This is a genomic window from Lipingzhangella rawalii (assembly GCF_031628175.1).
GTDB classification, from domain to species: Bacteria; Actinomycetota; Actinomycetes; order Streptosporangiales; family Streptosporangiaceae; genus Lipingzhangella_A; species Lipingzhangella_A rawalii.
In genome coordinates, this window is record NZ_JAVLVT010000001.1 from 300,361 (window position 1) to 318,666 (window position 18,306).

General features: G+C 67.5%; 14 protein-coding genes. 7 read left to right on the forward strand and 7 right to left on the reverse strand.

Annotated features, from left to right (window positions below):
* The first annotated feature begins 59 nt into the window (after window positions 1–59).
* On the forward strand, window positions 60–1,304 hold the full coding sequence (gene mshC / locus RIF23_RS01320; protein WP_310910435.1) for a cysteine--1-D-myo-inosityl 2-amino-2-deoxy-alpha-D-glucopyranoside ligase: 1,245 nt from the start codon (window positions 60–62) through the stop codon (window positions 1,302–1,304).
* Window positions 1,305–1,587: 283 nt separating this feature from the next.
* On the opposite strand, the gene RIF23_RS01325 is transcribed toward mshC, so the two are convergent.
* The gene (locus RIF23_RS01325) at window positions 1,588–2,439 is read right to left on the reverse strand and encodes a PAC2 family protein (RefSeq protein ID WP_310910437.1); all 852 of its coding nucleotides are present in this window, start codon (window positions 2,437–2,439) and stop codon (window positions 1,588–1,590) included.
* A 297-nt stretch (window positions 2,440–2,736) separates the two neighbouring features.
* Here RIF23_RS01325 and metH point away from each other — a divergent pair, with 297 nt between their 5' ends.
* The gene (gene metH, locus RIF23_RS01330) at window positions 2,737–6,210 is read left to right on the forward strand and encodes a methionine synthase (protein WP_310910438.1); all 3,474 of its coding nucleotides are present in this window, start codon (window positions 2,737–2,739) and stop codon (window positions 6,208–6,210) included.
* Window positions 6,211–6,292: 82 nt separating this feature from the next.
* Window positions 6,293–6,760: a cellulose synthase gene (locus tag RIF23_RS01335; RefSeq protein WP_310910439.1), complete on the forward strand. Its 468-nt coding sequence runs from the start codon at window positions 6,293–6,295 to the stop codon at window positions 6,758–6,760.
* A gap of 246 nt (window positions 6,761–7,006) precedes the next feature.
* Here the strand turns inward: RIF23_RS01335 and RIF23_RS01340 are convergent, their stop codons facing one another.
* The 4 genes from RIF23_RS01340 to RIF23_RS01355 all read right to left on the reverse strand — a co-directional run bounded on the left by RIF23_RS01340 (window position 7,007) and on the right by RIF23_RS01355 (window position 11,489).
* Window positions 7,007–8,443 carry a threonine/serine exporter family protein gene (locus RIF23_RS01340; protein WP_310910440.1) on the reverse strand — a complete coding sequence of 479 codons (1,437 nt, stop codon included), beginning with the start codon at window positions 8,441–8,443 and terminating at the stop codon, window positions 7,007–7,009.
* Window positions 8,444–8,539: 96 nt separating this feature from the next.
* Complete coding sequence (locus RIF23_RS01345) at window positions 8,540–9,274, reverse strand: response regulator transcription factor (RefSeq protein ID WP_310910441.1); 735 nt, start codon at window positions 9,272–9,274, stop codon at window positions 8,540–8,542.
* Window positions 9,275–9,278: 4 nt separating this feature from the next.
* Window positions 9,279–10,565, reverse strand: a complete 1,287-nt coding sequence (locus tag RIF23_RS01350; RefSeq protein WP_310910442.1) for a sensor histidine kinase — start codon at window positions 10,563–10,565, stop codon at window positions 9,279–9,281.
* A gap of 81 nt (window positions 10,566–10,646) precedes the next feature.
* Window positions 10,647–11,489 (reverse strand): RecB family exonuclease, encoded by an 843-nt coding sequence (locus tag RIF23_RS01355; protein WP_310910443.1) that lies wholly within the window; start codon window positions 11,487–11,489, stop codon window positions 10,647–10,649.
* A 257-nt stretch (window positions 11,490–11,746) separates the two neighbouring features.
* On the opposite strand from RIF23_RS01355, the gene RIF23_RS01360 reads away from it, so the two are divergent.
* Window positions 11,747–12,838, forward strand: coding sequence for a site-2 protease family protein (locus RIF23_RS01360; protein WP_310910444.1), 1,092 nt, complete (start codon window positions 11,747–11,749; stop codon window positions 12,836–12,838).
* On the opposite strand, the gene RIF23_RS01365 is transcribed toward RIF23_RS01360, so the two are convergent.
* Both RIF23_RS01365 and RIF23_RS01370 read right to left on the reverse strand, forming a co-directional pair.
* Window positions 12,835–13,338, reverse strand: a complete 504-nt coding sequence (locus RIF23_RS01365; RefSeq protein ID WP_310910445.1) for a hypothetical protein — start codon at window positions 13,336–13,338, stop codon at window positions 12,835–12,837. The two genes, RIF23_RS01360 and RIF23_RS01365, sit on opposite strands and share 4 nt — an antisense overlap.
* Window positions 13,335–14,678, reverse strand: coding sequence for a helix-turn-helix domain-containing protein (locus RIF23_RS01370; RefSeq protein WP_310910446.1), 1,344 nt, complete (start codon window positions 14,676–14,678; stop codon window positions 13,335–13,337). The genes RIF23_RS01365 and RIF23_RS01370 overlap by 4 nt, the downstream gene beginning before the upstream one ends.
* Window positions 14,679–14,847: 169 nt before the next feature.
* Between RIF23_RS01370 and RIF23_RS01375 the strand changes: the two genes are divergently transcribed.
* The 3 genes from RIF23_RS01375 to arc all read left to right on the forward strand — a co-directional run bounded on the left by RIF23_RS01375 (window position 14,848) and on the right by arc (window position 18,277).
* Window positions 14,848–15,231 carry a hypothetical protein gene (locus tag RIF23_RS01375; RefSeq protein WP_310910447.1) on the forward strand — a complete coding sequence of 128 codons (384 nt, stop codon included), beginning with the start codon at window positions 14,848–14,850 and terminating at the stop codon, window positions 15,229–15,231.
* Between the two features lie 149 nt (window positions 15,232–15,380).
* A complete protein-coding gene (locus tag RIF23_RS01380) occupies window positions 15,381–16,322 on the forward strand; it encodes a tRNA (adenine-N1)-methyltransferase (protein WP_310911203.1) in 942 nt (313 codons plus the stop codon).
* 185 nt (window positions 16,323–16,507) lie between these two features.
* The gene (gene arc / locus RIF23_RS01385) at window positions 16,508–18,277 is read left to right on the forward strand and encodes a proteasome ATPase (RefSeq protein WP_310910448.1); all 1,770 of its coding nucleotides are present in this window, start codon (window positions 16,508–16,510) and stop codon (window positions 18,275–18,277) included.
* Window positions 18,278–18,306: the final 29 nt, after the last annotated feature.

Consider the following 18,306-nt stretch of genomic DNA (forward strand, 5'->3'; position numbering starts at 1 on the left):
GGGGCGGTTCGTGGGATGTCGGGCGATTTCGGGGCGTGGGGGCGGATATTCTGGGATCCATGCGCTCTTGGTCCGCGGCCAACCCGCCCCGTCTGCCGGGAGCAGGTAGCCCACTCCTGCTGCACGACAGTGTCACCGGAACCCGACGTGCGGCTCCTCCCGGGCCTGCGGCACGCATGTACGTCTGTGGCATCACTCCCTATGACGCGACCCACGTTGGCCACGCCTTCACCTACGTCACCTTTGATCTGGTCAATCGCGTGTGGCGGGATGCGGGATTGCGCGTCGACTACGTGCAGAACGTCACCGACGTGGACGATCCGCTGCTGGAGCGTGCGCACGCCCAGGGGGAGGATTGGCGGGAGCTCGCCCAACGGGAGATCGAAGTTTACCGTGCCGACATGAGTGCTCTGGGGGTGCTTCCGCCCCGAGCGTTCGTGGGTGTGGTGGAGTCCGTGTCGTTGATCGCCGATCTTGTCGAGCGGATCCGGCGGGCGGGTGCCGCCTACGAGGTGGACGGGGACGTCTATTTCTCGGTGGCCGCGGCGGACCGATTCGGTTCGGTGAGTGGGCTGGACCGGGCCACCATGCTCCGGTTGTTCGGGGAACGTGGCGGGGATCCGCAGCGTCCCGGAAAGAAGGATCCTCTGGACTGGCTACTGTGGCGTGCCGAGCGGCCGGGGGAGCCGGCGTGGGACAGTCCCCTGGGGCGGGGGCGGCCCGGGTGGCACGTCGAGTGCAGTGCGATCTCCCTCAACGAGTTGGGTTCCGCCTTCGATCTCAACGGGGGTGGGGACGACCTTGTGTTCCCGCACCACGAGATGGGGGCAGCGGAGGCACGGGCAGCCACGCCGGGTGGTGCGGCACGCGCCTACACGCACGTCGGTGCCGTGGGCCTGCACGGTGCGAAGATGTCCAAGTCCCTGGGAAACCTGGTGTTCGTCTCGGCCCTGCGGCGGCAGGGAGCCGACCCCATGGCGGTGCGGCTGGCTCTCCTCGCACATCACTACCGCAGTTCCTGGGACTGGACGGAGGACGGGCTCACGGCGGCGACCCATCGTCTGCGACGGTGGCGGTCCGCGGTTTCCCTGGCCAGTGGTCCGGATGCGGCCCCGGTGTTGGCGCAGGTTCGGGCGGCTCTCGCAGACGATCTCGACACGCCGACAGCCCTGGCGGCCGTGGACCGGTGGGTGGACCAAGCACTGGCCACTCCGGAGCAGGACACCGCCACAGCTGGGGCGGGCGCGGACCATCCACCCCTCGTCCGTGACACCGTGGCGGCCCTGCTGGGCGTGCACCTGTAGTCGAGGGGGAGCCCCGGCGCCCCGTCGCCCTAAGCGACTCTGTCCCGGGCCGGGGACGCCCAACGATTACCGGACTGCGTCCCGGCCCGACCCCTACGAGGACAGCGGCACGTGGATGCCCCGTAGCCCGTAGGGGCGCAGGACGCTCGCGACAGCCCCGGTGGCCCAGCCATATCCGCCACGAACCGCAGTGTGCGCGGCTTCGCTCCCCAGAGTCGTCGCTCCGTGGCTCGGGATGGCTCGGGAGCGTCCGTGGGGCTCGGAAGCCGGGGCACAACGCAGCCTAACTGTGCCCCGTGTCGCGACGACGAAGGTAACGCTCGAATTCTCGGGCGATCGCGTCTCCGCTGGCCTCGGGAAGCTCCGCAGCATCCTTGGCTTCCTCCAGGCTGCGGACATAGCTGGCGATGTCGGAATCCTCCGACGCCAGCTCATCGACGCCGTGCTCCCAGGCGCGCGCCTCCTCCGGAAGGTCACCCAGCGGGATCGTGACATCCAGGATGTCCTCCACCTTCCGCAGGAGCGACAGGGTGCCCTTGGGGCAGGGCGGCTGTGCGAAGTAGTGAGGTACGGCCGCCCACAGCGCCACCGAGTCCAGACCTGCCGCGGCACAGGTGTCCTGGAGCACCCCCAGAATTCCGGTGGGGCCGTCGTAGGCCGTGGGCTCGAGATTCAGGGATCGGGCCAGGTCGCTACTGGAGGCCACCGTCGTCACGGGGACCGGGCGGGTGTGGGGAGCGTCGGCGAGGAGCGCGCCGAGGAGAACCACCTGACGAACATCCAGCTCCCGAGCCACGGTGAGGAGGTCGCTGGAGAAGCCCCGCCAGCGCATGTTCGGCTCTACACCCCGGACCAGGACCATGTCGCTGGGCTGGCCATCGGGACGGGCAACACTGACCCGGGTCGAGGGCCACACCACCCCTTGGCTCACCCCGCCGACGGTACTGGTGCGTGGTCGGGCCACCTGATAGTCGTAGTAGTCGTCGGCGTCCAGGGTGAGCAGGTTGTGCGCGTCCCACGTCGTGGCCAGGTGGTCAACCGCCCCGCTCGCGACGTCTCCGGCATCGTTCCAGCCCTCGAACGCGACAACCATGACGGGCTCGACGAGCTCGGGTACGCTCTCGAGCTCAGGCACAGGCCGCCTCCTCAACGCGATTCCAACAACACCCGGCTCCCGTGGCAGAGCGTTCAACCCACCCACACTACGCATCCCGCAGCCTCGGCAGGCTCAGCTCCGAAGGGAACCACGACCACCCTACGCCCTACGACCCGGTCGCGTTCCGTGCCCCGCGCCCGGACTTGGTTGGTTCATTACTCACTTCTCAATCGGACCGATACGGAAGCGCTGTGACCTGCGGGTCTGTGGCCCCGTCCCGGTCCGGGCGGGAGCCCCCTGCGGGCGCCGAAAGGCCGCGCAGTAGAGTGGTGTCCCATGAGTTCTCGACTCTCTTTCCGAGATGCCCTCGCTCGACGCGTCATCGTGGCCGACGGTGCCATGGGCACGATGCTCCAGGCGTACGACCTCAGCCTGGACGACTTCCAAGGACACGAAGGCTGCAACGAGATTTTGAACGTCACCCGACCCGATGTGGTCCGGGAGACACACGCAGCGTTCTTCGCCGTCGGTTCGGACTGCGTGGAGACCAACACCTTCGGCAGTAACTTCGCGGCTCTGGCTGAGTACGACATTCCGGAGCGTACCTACGAGACCGCCGAGGCGGGCGCTCGTATCGCCCGTGAGGTTGCCGACGACTACAGCACACCCGACCACCCCCGATATGTTCTCGGTGCGATGGGGCCGGGCACGAAGCTTCCCAGCCTGGGGCACGCCCCCTTCGCCACCCTGCGTGACTACTACCAGGAGTGTGCGCGGGGTCTGATCGACGGTGGAGCCGACTCCATCCTCGTGGAGACCTGCCAGGACCTGTTGCAGACCAAGGCTGCCATCATCGGCGCCCAGCGGGCCCGCGCGGCCGCCGGCACCGACACGGTCATCATTGGCCAGGTCACGATCGAGACGACCGGCACCATGTTGTTGGGATCCGAGATCGGTGCGGCCCTGACCGCACTCGAGCCTCTCGGTATCGACATGATCGGCCTGAACTGCGCCACCGGCCCGGCCGAGATGAGCGAGCACCTGCGCTACCTGGCCCAGCACTCGCCCATCCCCATCTCCTGTATGCCCAATGCCGGGCTGCCGGAGCTCGGTGCCGAGGGCGCGGTCTACCCGCTCACCCCGCCGGAGCTCGCCGACGCACACGACAACTTCACCCAGGAGTTCGGCCTGTCCATGGTCGGCGGGTGCTGCGGTACCACCCCCGAGCACCTGCGCCAGGTCGTCGAGCGCGTGGGCGGGCGCGAGGTCCGGGCCCGCGACTCCAGGCTCGAGCCGGCCTCCGCCTCCCTGTACCAGAGCATCCCCTTCCGTCAGGACGCCAGCTACCTCGCTGTGGGGGAGCGGACCAACGCCAACGGATCCAAGGCCTTCCGTGAGGCGATGGTCGAAGAGCGCTACGACGACTGTGTGGAAATCGCCCGGGACCAGATCCGAGACGGTGCCCACATGCTCGATCTCAACGTCGACTATGTGGGCCGGGACGGCGTTGCCGACATGAAGGAGCTGGCCTCCCGACTGGCCACGGCCTCCACCCTGCCGATCATGCTGGACTCCACCGAGCCGGCCGTGCTGGAGGCCGGACTGGAGATGCTCGGCGGTCGCGCCGTGATCAACTCGGTCAACTACGAGGATGGCGACGGCCCGGACTCCAAGATCAACAGGCTGATGCCGGTGATCAAGGAGCACGGTGCCGCCGTCGTTGGCCTCACCATCGACGAGGACGGGCAGGCGCGGACCGCGGAATGGAAGGTTCGGGTCGCTGTCCGGCTCATCGAGGAGCTGGTGAACAAGTGGGGGATGCGGCACGGTGACATCGTCATCGACTCCCTGACCTTCCCCATCGCCACCGGCCAGGAGGAGACCCGGCGCGACGGCATCGAAACCATCGAGGCGATTCGGGAGATCAAGCGTCGCTACCCCGAGGTGCAGACCACCCTGGGGTTGTCCAACCTCTCCTTCGGGCTCAATCCCGCCGCACGTATCGTGCTGAACTCGGTCTTCCTGCACGAGTGCGTGGAGGCCGGACTCGATTCCGCGATCGTGCACGCCTCCAAGATCCTGCCGATGAACCGGATCCCCGACGACCAGCGGCAGGTCGCCCTGGACATGATCTATGACCGTCGGGAGGAGGGCTACGACCCTCTGGAACGCTTCATGGGCATGTTCGAGGGTGTCGACGCCCAGGCCATGAAGGCGTCCCGTGCCGAGGAACTGGCCGCGCTGCCGCTGTGGGATCGGCTGGAGCGGCGGATCATCGACGGCGAGATGAATGGCATGGAGGCCGACCTCGACGAGGCCATGGCCGAGAAGGCGCCACTGGAGATCGTCAACGACCATCTCCTGGCCGGCATGAAGGTGGTCGGTGACCTCTTCGGTTCCGGCGAGATGCAGCTTCCCTTCGTGCTGAAGTCCGCCGAGACCATGAAGACGGCCGTGGCCCACCTCGAGCCGCACATGGAGAAGTCGGAGGACGACGAGGGCAAGGGCCGGATCGTGCTGGCCACCGTCAAGGGCGACGTGCACGACATCGGCAAGAACCTCGTGGACATCATCCTGTCCAACAACGGCTACGACGTTGTCAACATCGGCATCAAGCAGCCGGTGAACGCGATCCTGGAAGCGGCCGAGGAGAACAAGGCCGATGTCATCGGGATGTCCGGGCTCCTGGTCAAGTCCACGGTGATCATGAAGGAAAACCTCCAGGAGATGAACAACCGGGGCATCGCCGAGACCTATCCGGTGCTGCTCGGGGGCGCGGCCCTGACCCGCTCCTTCGTGGAGGAGGACCTCGCCGAGATGTTCGACGGGGAAGTCCGCTACGCCAAGGACGCCTTCGAGGGGCTGCGGCTGATGGACGCCGTCATGGCCGTGAAGCGCGGGGAGGAGGGAGCCGAGCTCCCCGAGCTGCGCAAGCGCAAGGTCAAGGGCGGCGCCCAGCTCAAGGTCACCGCCCCGGAGGACATGCCCGCCCGGAGCGACGTCTCCGTCGACAATCCGGTACCCACCCCACCGTTCTGGGGCGACCGGATCAGCAAGGGGATCCCCCTGGCCGACTACACGGCCTATCTGGACGAGCGCGCCACCTTCATGGGGCAGTGGGGGCTCAAGGGAGCCCGTTCCGACGACGGGCCCAGCTACGAGGAGCTCGTCGAAACAGAGGGACGTCCCCGGATGCGGATGTGGCTGGACCGCATCCAGACCGAGGGGCTGCTCGAGGCGGCCGTGGTCTACGGCTACTACCCCTGCTACAGCGAGGGTGACGATCTCGTGGTCCTCACTGAGGACGGAGACGAGCGCACCCGGTTCTCCTTCCCACGCCAGCGTCGGGACCGCCACCTCTGCCTGTCCGACTACTTCCGCCCCAAGGAGTCGGGAGAGACCGACGTCGTGGGGTTCCAGATCGTGACCGTGGGTGGTGCCATCAGTAACGCCACCCAGGAGCTGTTCGAGAAGAACGCCTACCGCGACTACCTCGAGCTGCATGGGCTGTCCGTCCAGCTCACCGAGGCCCTCGCGGAGTACTGGCACGCGCGGGTTCGTTCCGAACTCGGATTCGCGGGGGAGGACCCCGAGGACATCGAGCAGTTCTTCAAGCTCGGATACCGGGGTGCGCGGTTCTCGCTCGGCTACGGGGCCTGCCCCAACCTGGAGGACCGTGCGAAGATCGCCCAGCTGCTCGAACCGGAGCGGATCGGGGTCAGTCTCTCCGAGGAGTTCCAGCTACACCCGGAGCAGGCGACCGACGCGATCGTGATCCATCATCCCGAGGCGAAGTACTTCAACGCCTGATTGCTCCGCAGTCACGCACCGGCGGCTCCCCTAGGGGAGCCGCCGGATGCACGGCCCGCATCCGGAGTGCGACACTGGAGCCATGGGTGAGGAGTTTCAGTACGCGGGCGAGATGTTGGGTGCCACCCTCTTCCTGGTGGGGATGATCATCTCCTGGATGGTGTGGCGGCGTCGAGGTGCGGCCTACGGCCTCCGGGGGGTGTCCTGGTCACTGCTGGCTCTTGCCGCCGGACTGATCGGCCTCATCGAGGCACTGTGGGGATTCGTGTCCACGCTGTTCGGCTCCATTCTGAACCCGATCCTGTGGGCCGGATTCGCCGTGGGTGGCCTCGGTGTCCTGTTGTACGTGGTCACGGGGGTCATGAAGGCTCGCGGCCTTGGCACCTCGGGGCGGGGCAAACGTGCTGCCGCCACAACCGAGGCACCCCCGGAGGACAACAGTGCCGCGGGCGAATCCGAGGCGCAGCCGCAGCAGGTGGCGGCCAGCTCCGAGAGCGGTGACGACTTCAGTGACATCGAGGAACTGCTGCGCCGCCGTGGTATCAGTTGAGCCGTCTGGACCATGGCCCACCGGGCACGAGATGGACCTCGCAGCCGGCCCGCGGCCCGGCGTAGGCGTGCGGGTTGCCTGGCCGGAGCGGGAATGGTCTGCGCGGCGACCCGCGCCGTGGTGCGGGCGGGAAACGCGCCCTGGCCTGGCCAGGACCGTTTCCCCACGACGGCCAGCACGGTGTCCCGAAGTGATGCCACCGTTTCGGGACACAGCACGTGCCCGCCTGGCCGTCGCGCGGAGGAGCTAATAGCTGCCGCGGGTACGCCGGGCCGCGGGCCGACTGCGCCGCCCCGCCCCGGCCAGTCCACCGCGTTGGAAGGCGCGAACCAGTTCACCACCGAGATTGACCCCGGCACCGAGTGCCAGACCCACGGCGACAGCTTCAGCCAGGGTCAGCAGTCCCTGCGCGGCGTCGCCCATGCTCAGCTCGATCAGGCCACGGTAGAGAATACTTCCGGGCAGCAGCGGCGCGATCGAGGGGATCAGGTAGGGCAGCACCGGCCGTTGCCCGTGACGCGCCAACCAGTGTCCGATCATCCCGATCACGATCGCGCCACCCACCGTTGCGATAACCGTGGGCACCCCCAGCGAAGTACGCAGTATGGCGTAGATGAGCCAGATGAGGATCCCCATTCCCCCGATCGCCGGCAGAATGCGCGCGGGGACAGCCAGGGACACGGCGAAGGCCATAGCGATTCCGGCGGCGCCGACCAGGACCGGAAGTAGCACTCCCAACCGCAGATCCGTACTCGCGATTGGGAGATCATCCAGCTGCATGTTCACCCCGAGCTGGAGCGCCACGTAGGCGACGGCTCCGACACCGGAGACGATCGCTCCCAGCGTGAAGAACACTTCCAACAGCCGGGCCGAGCCACTGACGTAGGTGCCACTGATGCCTTCCTGGAGGCTGGCCACCAGGGGCCGCCCGGGGAGAAGTGCCATGATGTTACCGATGATCACGGCCCCGGCGTGAACGTCGAGTCCAGCCCAGGAGTCCACCCACAGCAGGGCCACGCCGATCGAGGACGCACAGACGGCAGCGGCGGTCATCTGGTAGAACTCGGCCACCCCCCGTCTGGCCAGATAGGCGGCGACGCGGTCACCCAGGACCGTGGCGAGGAAGGCCACCGCCGCGACGAGAATTCCACCGCCCATCATCACGCTGGCGCTGGAGGCGATCAGCCCGAAGCCACTGACGAGCACCCAGCTCGCATAGGGCGGCTGCGCGCGTTTGATCGCGCGAAGCCGTTCGATCGCCCCTTCCAACTCCAGCTGGCCGAGCGCGGCGTCCTGTACGAGGATGTGCAGTTCGGTGACACGGAAATAGTCCAGGCTACGGCGCCGCACCACCCGCTCTCCCGTGACCGGTGGCTGGTCACTGCCGGGGTGACAGGACAGAGTGATCGCAGTGAACGTCACCGACACTTCACTGCGGGGAAGCTCGAAGGCCACCGACAGGCTCAACATCGCCTCGCTGACGGCTTCGGTGCCCTCGCCACTGGCCAGCAGGAGCTCGCCTACACGAAGAATCAGGTCGATCGCCCGCGGGTCCGGAAGGGTGGTTTCCTCGTCCAGGCCGTCAGCGGGAACCTCGGGGCCCGAACCGGCGCGCCATTCCCGGATCCGGCTCAGGAATGTCCCATCCGTCGGTGGACTCGGCCGCCGTGGCCGTCGCGCCATCTGCGTTTCCTCCTCGATCCCGGCTGTGACCGTTGTGAGACGCCGTTGTCGGCCGTGGAGTTGCCCCATGCCGGTGCTTACCCGCAGTGACCTCGGTCACCGCGGTTGCTGCGATGGTCCGGGCTCCGGGCCGGATCCACCGTCGTCGCCGGGACGGACCAGCCCGATTTCGTAGGCGTGAATCACGGCCTGCACGCGGTCGCGCAGCTGGAGTTTCGTCAGGACGTTGCCGACATGGGTCTTGACCGTGGTTTCGCTGACCACAAGGGAGCGCGCGATCTCGGAGTTGGACAGCCCACGGGCGACCAGCTGGAGCACCTCCCGTTCACGTTCGGTGAGGTGCTCGGCCTGGGCGCGGGTTTCCCCGCCCACGGACGGTAGGCGGTCTGCGAACCGGTCCAGCAGGCGCCGGGTTACGGTGGGGGCCACGATCGCGGCCCCGTCGGCCACCACCTCGATCGCGTTGACCAGATCCTCCGGTGGGGCGTCCTTCAGCATGAAGCCGCTGGCGCCGACACGCAGTGCCTCGACCACGTACTCGTCGAGGTCGAACGTGGTCAGAATGAGGACCCGCACGGCCCGCTGGTTCCCCCTGGCCCAGGACACGATTTCGCGAGTGGCGTCGATCCCGTCGGTCCCGGGCATCCGCACGTCCATCAGGATCACGTCGGGAACCAGACGTTTGGTGGCCCGTACGGCGTCGGCTCCGTCTGAGGCCTCACCGACCACCGTCAATCGGGACTCCGCGTCCAGGATCATCCGGAAGCCGGTGCGCAACAGCGGTTGATCGTCGACGAGCAGGACCCGGACACAGGCAGTGGGGCTAGACATGCCGCTATTCTCCTGTATGGCGCACGGCTGCCGGCAGTGGAACACGAGCCTGAACGAGGAATCCACCGTCAGGGTGGGGGTGGGCAGTGAGTTCCCCGTCGAACAACGCTACCCGTTCGGCCATACCCAGGAGGCCGTGCCCGGGGCTGTCCACTACTTCGGTGTTCGTGGCCCCGGATCCGGAACCGTCGTCGTTGATCTCCAGCGCCACTGTGGCGTGGCTGAAGCGCAGGGTGACCGAGACGTGAGTCCCCGCTCCCGAGTGCTTGAGTACGTTGGTCAGCGACTCCTGGGTAAGTCGGTACAGGGTCAGTTCCAGTCCGGCGGGTAGCTGACGGCGATGGCCGTGGGCATCCTCGCTGTGGTCCACGTGCAGCCTCGCGTGCAGGCCCGCGTCCCGAACCTGGCGGACCAGCCCCTCGAGGTCGTCCAGCCCGGGCTGGGGGGCGGTGTCTGCTTCCTGGGGCAGGACTTGGTCCGGGGGCTCGGACGTGGACGGCGGCTCCGCGCTGCGGAGAACGCCGACGAGACGCCGCATCTCGGCCAGGGCCTGGCGTCCGGTTGTCTCGATTTCGAGGAGCGTCTCACCTGCCTGTTCGGGGTCCCGCTGGATCACCCGCCGTCCCGCCGTTGCCTGGACCGTCATCACGCTCACGTGGTGGGCGACGACATCGTGGAGTTCGCGGGCGATTCGGGATCGTTCCTCGGCCAGAATCGCCCGGGTGTGTGCGTCCCGGGCCAGCTCCAGCCGCTCGGAATGCGCCCGCAGCTCAGCGAGGTGGAACGAGCGCAGCCGTCCCAGCCGCCCGGCCCACCAGGCGCCCACGAGCAGGGTGAGGAAGAGCGCGGAGGGGACCCAGCCCCCGAGGCCGGTCTGTATCAGTGCCCGGGTCGCTTCAACGGCCAGCGCGGCCACCAGGGACAGCAGGGACCGGGCGAGTGCGAGGTAGCGGCCGATGCTGTGGCTGGCCACCACCATCCCCAGGGCGACCACGGTCCAGGTGTAGATCCCGGCAAGCTCAGCAGCGGCCCCACCCGCGGCGAATACCACCAGAGTGGTCAGCGGTAGCCGGCGACGAGCAAGCACCACCGGCGCCAGCAGGCCGGAAGCGAGGGCGGGCCACAACCAGTTCTGGGGCTCGTAGGTCGCAGGGTGGGCCGCGGACAATTCCCGGGCAACGTGCGGCCAGGAGACCAGGTGGGCCAGGAGCAGAGCCGCGACGAGTAGGGCGTTGACCGACCAGGTACGGAGCCTGGGGTCGGCGTCGCGGACTCGGGCGAACAGGGCCATCCAGCGACCCTCGGCGGGAGCACGGTGTTCAGCGGGCTGCACACCAGTCACGGTAGGCGTCGTGGCGGGGCCAACACACCCTCACCCGGGGGGATCCTCGCTCCTGCCCACGGAGGATTCCTGGGGGAGCGGAGGCGGAGTACCCCCGAATTCGGGACAGTGGGCCTGATGGTCGCACCACGCACAGAGCTTGCTGCGCTTGGGACGCCAGTCACCCGTGTGGGCGGTGGCCTCGATCCGGCGCCAGATACCGGTGATCTCCGCTTCGACATCGAGGAGTTCCTGTTCGGTGGGCTCGTACCACAGCCATCCACCATCCCCGAGGAACATGAGCTGGAGCCGCCGTGGAATCTCCCCGAGCTCCCGCCAGACCATGAGCGCGTACAGGTAGATCTGGAGCCGCGACTTGTCGGTGTATTTGGGGTGGGGGGCACGGCCCGTCTTGTAGTCGACGACCCGGATTCCGGCCGAGGCCACGTCCAGTCGATCCACATAGCCACGCAGCCGCAGCCCGGACTCCAGCGTGACCTCCAGTCTGAGTTCGCGCCGGTGTGGTTCCAGGCGTCCCGGGTCCTCCATGGTGAAGTAGCGCCGTACCGCCCGCCGCGCCTCCTCCAGCCAGGAGGTGCGCTCCGAGGCGTCGTCGAACAGCTCCCGCAGCTGGGGCTGGTTCTCTTGCAGGGCCTCCCACTCGGGGCCTACCAGCTCCAGTGCCCGCGCCTGGGTCCGGTCGGGAGCCGGAAGTTCGTACAGTCGCTCCAGCACGGCATGCACCAGCGTGCCACGCACCGCCGCGGGTTTCGGTTCCTCGGGTAGCCGGTCGATGGTGCGGAAGCGGAACAGAAGCGGGCACTGGAGGAAATCGAGAGCCCGGGAGGGAGACAGCACGGCGGGCACCGCGCTGGAACTGGTGGAGGTGACCATGCCCGAGACCTTAACGGACCTCGCCCCGAGCCACGTCCGCGCGGATCGAACCGTCGGGGGCCGACCGGGGAGTCCGTGCATCGTTCGTGGCCTGTTCTTCCGAGCCACGTCCGCGGTTTCGGGGTGGGGTCGTCACTGCCATCGGGGACCGTCGTGAAGCACGTAGCCTGGATTACGTGGCGGAACACGGATCAGGAACGTCGAGTGCGGACACGGGCGCCCGGGCCCGGCGTGGCGGACAGCGCCAAGGGCTCCTCATGGGCAGGCCGTTCGGAATTCCCGTCTATGTGTCGCCCTCCTGGCTGATTATCGCGGCCATCATCACCGTGCTCTTCCAACCAATGATCGATCGCACCTTGGCCCTGGGGGCGTTGTCCTACGCCATCGCGTTCGCCTTCGCCGTGCTGTTGTACCTGTCGGTTCTGGTGCACGAGCTCGCGCACTCACTTGTGGCCCGGGCCTACGGGCTTCCGGTCCGGCAGATCCGGCTGTATATGCTGGGTGGTGTCTCGGAGATCGAACGCGAGGCTCCGCTGGCCCGCCAGGAGTTCTGGATCGCGGTGTCCGGCCCGCTCCTGTCCCTGGCCTTGGGAGCCGGCGGGTGGCTGGCCTACCAGGCGATGGATCCGGTGACCGTGGTGGGCGTGCTGACCTGGCAGTTGTGGGTTGCCAACCTGTTGGTCGGGGTGTTCAACCTGTTGCCGGGCCTCCCCCTGGACGGGGGACGAATCCTGCGTGCCGGCGTGTGGGGGCTCACCGCCCGTCCGGGAACCGGGACCCTGATCGCGGCGGCGGTGGGACGGGCCCTGGCGGTAGGTGTGGTCGCGCTGCCGTTCCTGTTCGCCTGGGGTGCCGGTAGCGCTCCGAATGTCTTCGGGGTGCTGTGGGCGGTGCTGCTCGGTGCCTTCATGTGGATGGGTGCGACGTCGGCCCTGCGCTCGGCCCGGCTACGGGAGCGCGTGCCGAGTCTCCATGCGGGGCGACTGGCCCGCGCCGTCGTTCTGGTTCGTGCGGACACTTCCGTGGCCGAGGCGTGGCGACGCCGGTCGCAGTCCGGGGCCGAGGTCATTGTGGTGGTGGACGCGGCCGGTCGGGCAACCTCCATTGTCAGTGATCCGGCGGTGCAGGCGGTCCCCGAGTCCCGCCGTCCCTGGGTGCCCGTGGCCGATGTGGCCCGCTCGGTGAGCCAGGCGGATGGGCTCTCCTGGGACCTGGCCGGTGAGGATCTGCTCGCACAGCTGCGTCGGCATCCGCGTGCGGAGCATCTCGTCCTGGGTGCGGACGGCAGCCCGGTGGGTGTGCTCTACGTTCGGGACGTCAACAGTGCTCTCTCCCGCTCCGGGGACTAGCGCACGGTCCCTTCCGGCCAGATGACGGTGACCGGAACCTGGCGTCGGTGCGCGTAGGCGACCACGTCGGCGGTGCCCCCCGGACCGCGGGCCGGGAGTCCGTCCCACACGGCCACGAGTTCCTCGGCGTGGTCCACCATGTATTGGCTGGCGGCGAGGTGCGCCTGGGGCGTTGACTCGGGATAGGCCAGCCGGTGGACGTGCGTCGCCTGGGCGAGGAGCTCGTCATAGCGCGGATGGTGCTGATCCGGAAGCTCGTCGCGATACGTCCGGGCGGGGACGATCACCTCCAGGCTGCCACCGAGGGCCAGCAACTCGGTGGCGAACAGAGTGTCCGCCCCGTCCGCGAGACAGGACAGCCCGGTCAGGCCAGTGGGCCCACGTGTTTCGTCGCTCAGCACCTGAGCCCGCTCCCGTAGGTGCCTGCGGATGTGTCGCGCGATGATGGGGATCGCAGTTGTGGGCAGTGCGCGATGGCCAGTGACAGCGATGCGTCTCACTCGTCCTCTCCCTGAGACACGGCTCCGGTAACGCCCGCGGCGAGTTCCGCCAGGCGGGCGTCGAGTTCCTTCGCCTCCCGCGGGTGCGGACCACGGTAGGAGCGGCGGAACCGGCGGACCCTGCTGATGACACGTTCGGAACGGTAGGTGACACCGAGGCTCAGCGCTTCTGCGGCGAGCCGGAACGCCGCGTCGACACCCCCGGAGTCGCGGTGGGCCTGGGCCCACTCGACGAGCAGGACCGCCCGCTGCTTTGGGGGCACCACGGTGCGCTGGAAGGCGTCCACGAAGGTCTGTAATGCTTCGGCGGAGCGACCGGACCGTGTCGCTGCCTGGGCACGGTAGCGGGCCAGCTTCGCACCGTCGAAGGGAAACACCCAGGGCCAGGGCGGATCGGTGTTGCTGGAGTGTTCCGCGCAGCGTTCGGCCGCGGCGAGCTCGGAGCGGGCGGCTGGCACGTCGCCGCCTGAGCTGTGTGCGAGTGCCCGCACACAGCTCAACCAGGCGCGGGCAGTCGGGTGCGCGCTCGGCCCCAGAAATCGGCCCGCCGATTCGGCCAGAGACAGTCCGAGGTCGACCTCATCCTCCTCGATTTCGAATGCCGCGAGGCTGCCCATCATGTAGGCGGTGAGTAGACCGTTGCGGGCCTGGCGGGCACGGCGCACCGCAAGTCGGTAGTAGCCGCGCGCCGATCCGGCGTCGCCCATGTCGGTGTGCAGCCACGCAGCCAGGCCGGCCGCCTCGCTGGCGGCCGCGGCGATCTCGGTGACCCCGGGTGCGGAAGCACGTTGGGCCCGGGCAAGGGTGCGCCCGGAGAGTTCCAGATGGGCTACCGCTGACCGAGCCAGATCGTGGGCGGGCAGGCTGCCCTCCAGCCGGCGCTGGCTTCCGGTGATCGCGCAGATTCGTTGTGCGGTGGGGTGGCTACCAGGTCCGGTCTCGGTGGCCATGCCCACCGGTGGTCGGGTGGGGGAACCGCGCAGTGCCTGTGCCTGTGCCTGTGCCTGTGTGCGTGCGGGAACACCGGCACGGCCGGCAGCAGTCGGAGCGGTCGGTTGGTCGGAGAACCGGAGGAGATGCAGGGGGATGTCCAGCCGGGTACTCAGTTCCACGACCTGGTCCAGCGTCAGGGACTGGCGGGCATTGACGACGCGGGAGACCCAGCTTTGGGAGTACCCGACGGCCTGAGCCAGATCGGCCTGGGACCAGCCGCGGGCACAACGCACCGTTTCCAAGAGTGTGGGGAAGTCACATGTGCTCAGGGCGCGTGCGACATCCGGACGATTCCACAGATCTGCGTTTGTGGTGCCGCCACGGAGGGGGGCCTCGTTCTGGGGCATGTGTCCAGGCTAATCACCTCCACCAGGGGCTGTGGCTATTTGTAGTGATCATATTTCGATTCGTAATGCGCATCGACGGTAGTGGTGGGGTGTCTGATTTGTAGCCTCAGACGTCGAATCGGGGGAAACCTCGGCCCGAATGTTGGCCTTTTGGGGGGAATTGTGGGAGGTGACTGTGTCGCTGGACGTGCCGCCCGAGCCCGTTTTCGTGGCCGGAATCGGACATCTCCTTGACGCTGAGGGAGTCGTCGAGCTGCGTCAGCTCGTGGCAACCCTGGACGGCTACGGTCTGCGCACCCGATGGGATGCCGCTGCCGGAACGGTCGATGCCATCACCTACGGCCCGGGTGAGCTAGCGCCGGTCGAACGACTGGTGCAACGGGTGGTACTCCGGCGCAACCCCGCTGCCGACGACGTCCTGTGGTGGTGGATCTACTGGCCGGCGGACCGGACGTCGAACGCCGGTGCCTCGGTTGCTCCGCTCGCCCCCGTACACGCGGTGGCCCTCGTCGCCCGTCGGATCCACCGTGTCCTCGTCCTGGACCATCACTGACCGCGGACACCGGCCGGTGTTCCGCATGGCCACGGCCCACCGATTACTCCGCGCCCCGAACGTGCGGATACCCTGCCATGGTCATTCCACACGTACGACGCCACCGCAGAGCGCGTACGACCAGCCCAACCACCAGACTCGGGGGACTCGTGTCGGGAATCCACGGCCGCCGCGGGCCGTTCGTCGACGGGGACATCGTGCAGCTCACCGACCCCAAGGGGCGCATGCACACGATCACCCTGCGAACGGGGAAAGCCTTCCACACACACCGGGGGCAGATCCAGCATGACGAGCTGATCGGGCAGCCTGAGGGCAGTGTCGTCACCGCCACCTCCGGCACCGGATACCTGGCCCTGCGTCCGCTCCTTGCCGACTTCACGCTGTCCATGAAGCGGGGCGCCACCATCGTCTATCCGAAGGATGCTGCTCAGATCGTGGCGCACGCCGACGTCTTTCCGGGGGCCCGAGTCCTGGAGGCCGGCGCCGGGTCCGGAGCGTTGTCCTGTTGGTTGCTCCGGGCCGTGGGTCCGGAGGGGATGGTTCACTCCTTCGAGCGCCGCTCCGATTTCGCCGACATCGCCCGGACCAACGTGGAGCGCTATTTCGGTCACCTCCCCCCGGCCTGGCACCTCAGTGTGGGGGACGTGGCCGAGCCTGCCGAGGACGGTGCGGACCGGGAACAGGTGCCACGAGACCTGGACCGCGCCGTGCTGGACATGTTGGCTCCCTGGGAGTGTCTGGACATCGTCGCTCGGGCCCTGGTTCCTGGAGGGCTGCTGTGCGTGTATGTCGCCACCACGACCCAGATCTCCAGCACCGTCGAAGCCCTGCGTGGCGACGGGCGCTTCTTCGAGCCGCACACCTGGGAAACCATGGTGCGTACCTGGCATGTGGACGGGCTCGCGGTGCGTCCCGATCACCGGATGATCGGCCACACCGGGTTCCTGATTACAGCCCGCCGACTCGCCGATGGCACCGTCGCCCCGGAACGTCGGCGCCGTCTGGCCAAGGACGCACACTCCCGTTCCGGTGCACAGGCTGTTTCGCGGGCGTCCACCGACTCCGCGGGGAACACCCCTGGGGAGCAGTAACGCGCAGTCGGTTCGATCCAACGTGGACGCCACGTTACAACTGTGTAGCGCAGCGGTATCGCCTATCAGTATGACCAGCTCAGATGCAAGGTCGTAGAGTGAGGGCCTCAACACGTCACCGAAGATGAGGTTAGGAGTGGCCCTCGGGTAGGTAGGGTTCCGTGTAGTCGTCCTCTTCTAGGGAGGTGGCGGACGTGGCCGATCGCGAAGACGAGCGTCGTGCCGAGCGTGACCAAGAGATCGCCGACCTGACGGCGCAGGTCTCCTACTTGGAAAAGGAACTGAGCGTACTGCGGCGAAAGCTCGCCGACTCCCCACGTCATCTGCGGCTCCTGGAGGACCGGCTGCGTGAGACGCAGGCCAGCCTCGCCGCCGCGAACAGTCGCAACGAACGTCTCGTTTCGACACTCAAGGAGTCCCGGGAGCAGATCGTCGCCCTCAAGGAGGAGGTGGATCGGCTTTCGCAGCCGCCGTCGGGTTTCGGGGTGTTCCTGGGAACACGTGAGGACGAGACCGTCGAGATCTTCACCAACGGGCGCAAGATGCGGGTCAGTGTGAGTCCCTCGGTGGATGTGGCCCAGCTCGTTCCCGGCCAGGAAGTCATGCTGAACGAGGCTTTCAACGTGGTGGAGGCCCAGTCGTTCGAGTCGGTCGGTGAAGTTGTCATGCTCAAGGAGGTCCTGGACGGAGGCGACCGTGCCTTAGTCATCTCCAACCACGATGACGAGAAGGTGGTGCGTCTCGCCGAACCGGTCCGCGACCTGGCTCTGCGGGCCGGCGACTCGCTGATGCTGGAGCCGCGGTCCGGATACGTCTATGAACGGATCCCCAAGTCCGAGGTGGAGGAGCTGCTCCTGGAAGAGGTGCCGGATCTCGCCTACACCGACATCGGCGGCCTCGGTGGGCAGATTGAGATGATCCGCGACGCCATCGAACTGCCGTACCTGCACAAGGACCTGTTCTACGAACATCAGCTGCGCCCGCCCAAGGGTGTTCTCCTCTACGGGCCGCCCGGCTGCGGCAAGACCCTCATCGCCAAGGCAGTCGCCAACTCCCTGGCCAAGCAGGTGGCGGAACGCACCGGTCGGGACGTCGGTAAGAGTTTCTTCCTGAACATCAAGGGTCCCGAACTGCTGAACAAGTACGTCGGCGAGACCGAACGGCACATCCGGCTGGTCTTCCAACGCGCTCGGGAGAAGGCGGGCGAGGGCACACCGGTTATCGTCTTCTTCGACGAGATGGACTCCATCTTCCGCACCCGGGGCTCTGGCGTGTCCAGCGATGTGGAGAACACCATCGTGCCCCAGCTGCTCAGCGAGATCGACGGAGTTGAGGGGCTGGAGAACGTCATCGTGATCGGTGCCTCCAACCGGGAGGACATGATCGACCCGGCGATCCTGCGCCCGGGACGTCTCGATCACAAGATCAAGATCGAGCGCCCCGACGCCGAGGCCGCCCGCGACATCTTCTCCAAGTACCTCACCCCAGACCTTCCCCTGCACCCCGAGGGCCTCGACGAACACGACGGCTCCCCCCAGGCCACGGTGGACGCGATGATCCAGCGGGTCGTGGAGCGGATGTACGCCGAGACGGAGGACAACCAGTTCCTGGAGGTCACCTATGCCAACGGGGACAAGGATGTCCTGTACTTCAAGGACTTCAACTCCGGGGCGATGATCCAGAACATCGTGGACCGGGCCAAGAAGATGGCGATCAAGGAGTACATCGACTCCGACCGCAAGGGAATCAGCGTCTCCCACCTGATGCAGGCCTGCGTGGACGAGTTCAGCGAGAACGAGGATCTGCCCAACACCACGAATCCCGACGACTGGGCGCGGATCTCCGGGAAGAAGGGGGAGCGGATCGTCTACATCCGCACCCTCGTGTCCGGGAAGAAGGGCGCCGACTCCGGTCGGTCCATCGATACCGTGGCCAACACCGGCCAGTACCTCTGAGACGTTCCCGGGCCCGGCCGTGTCCTCCG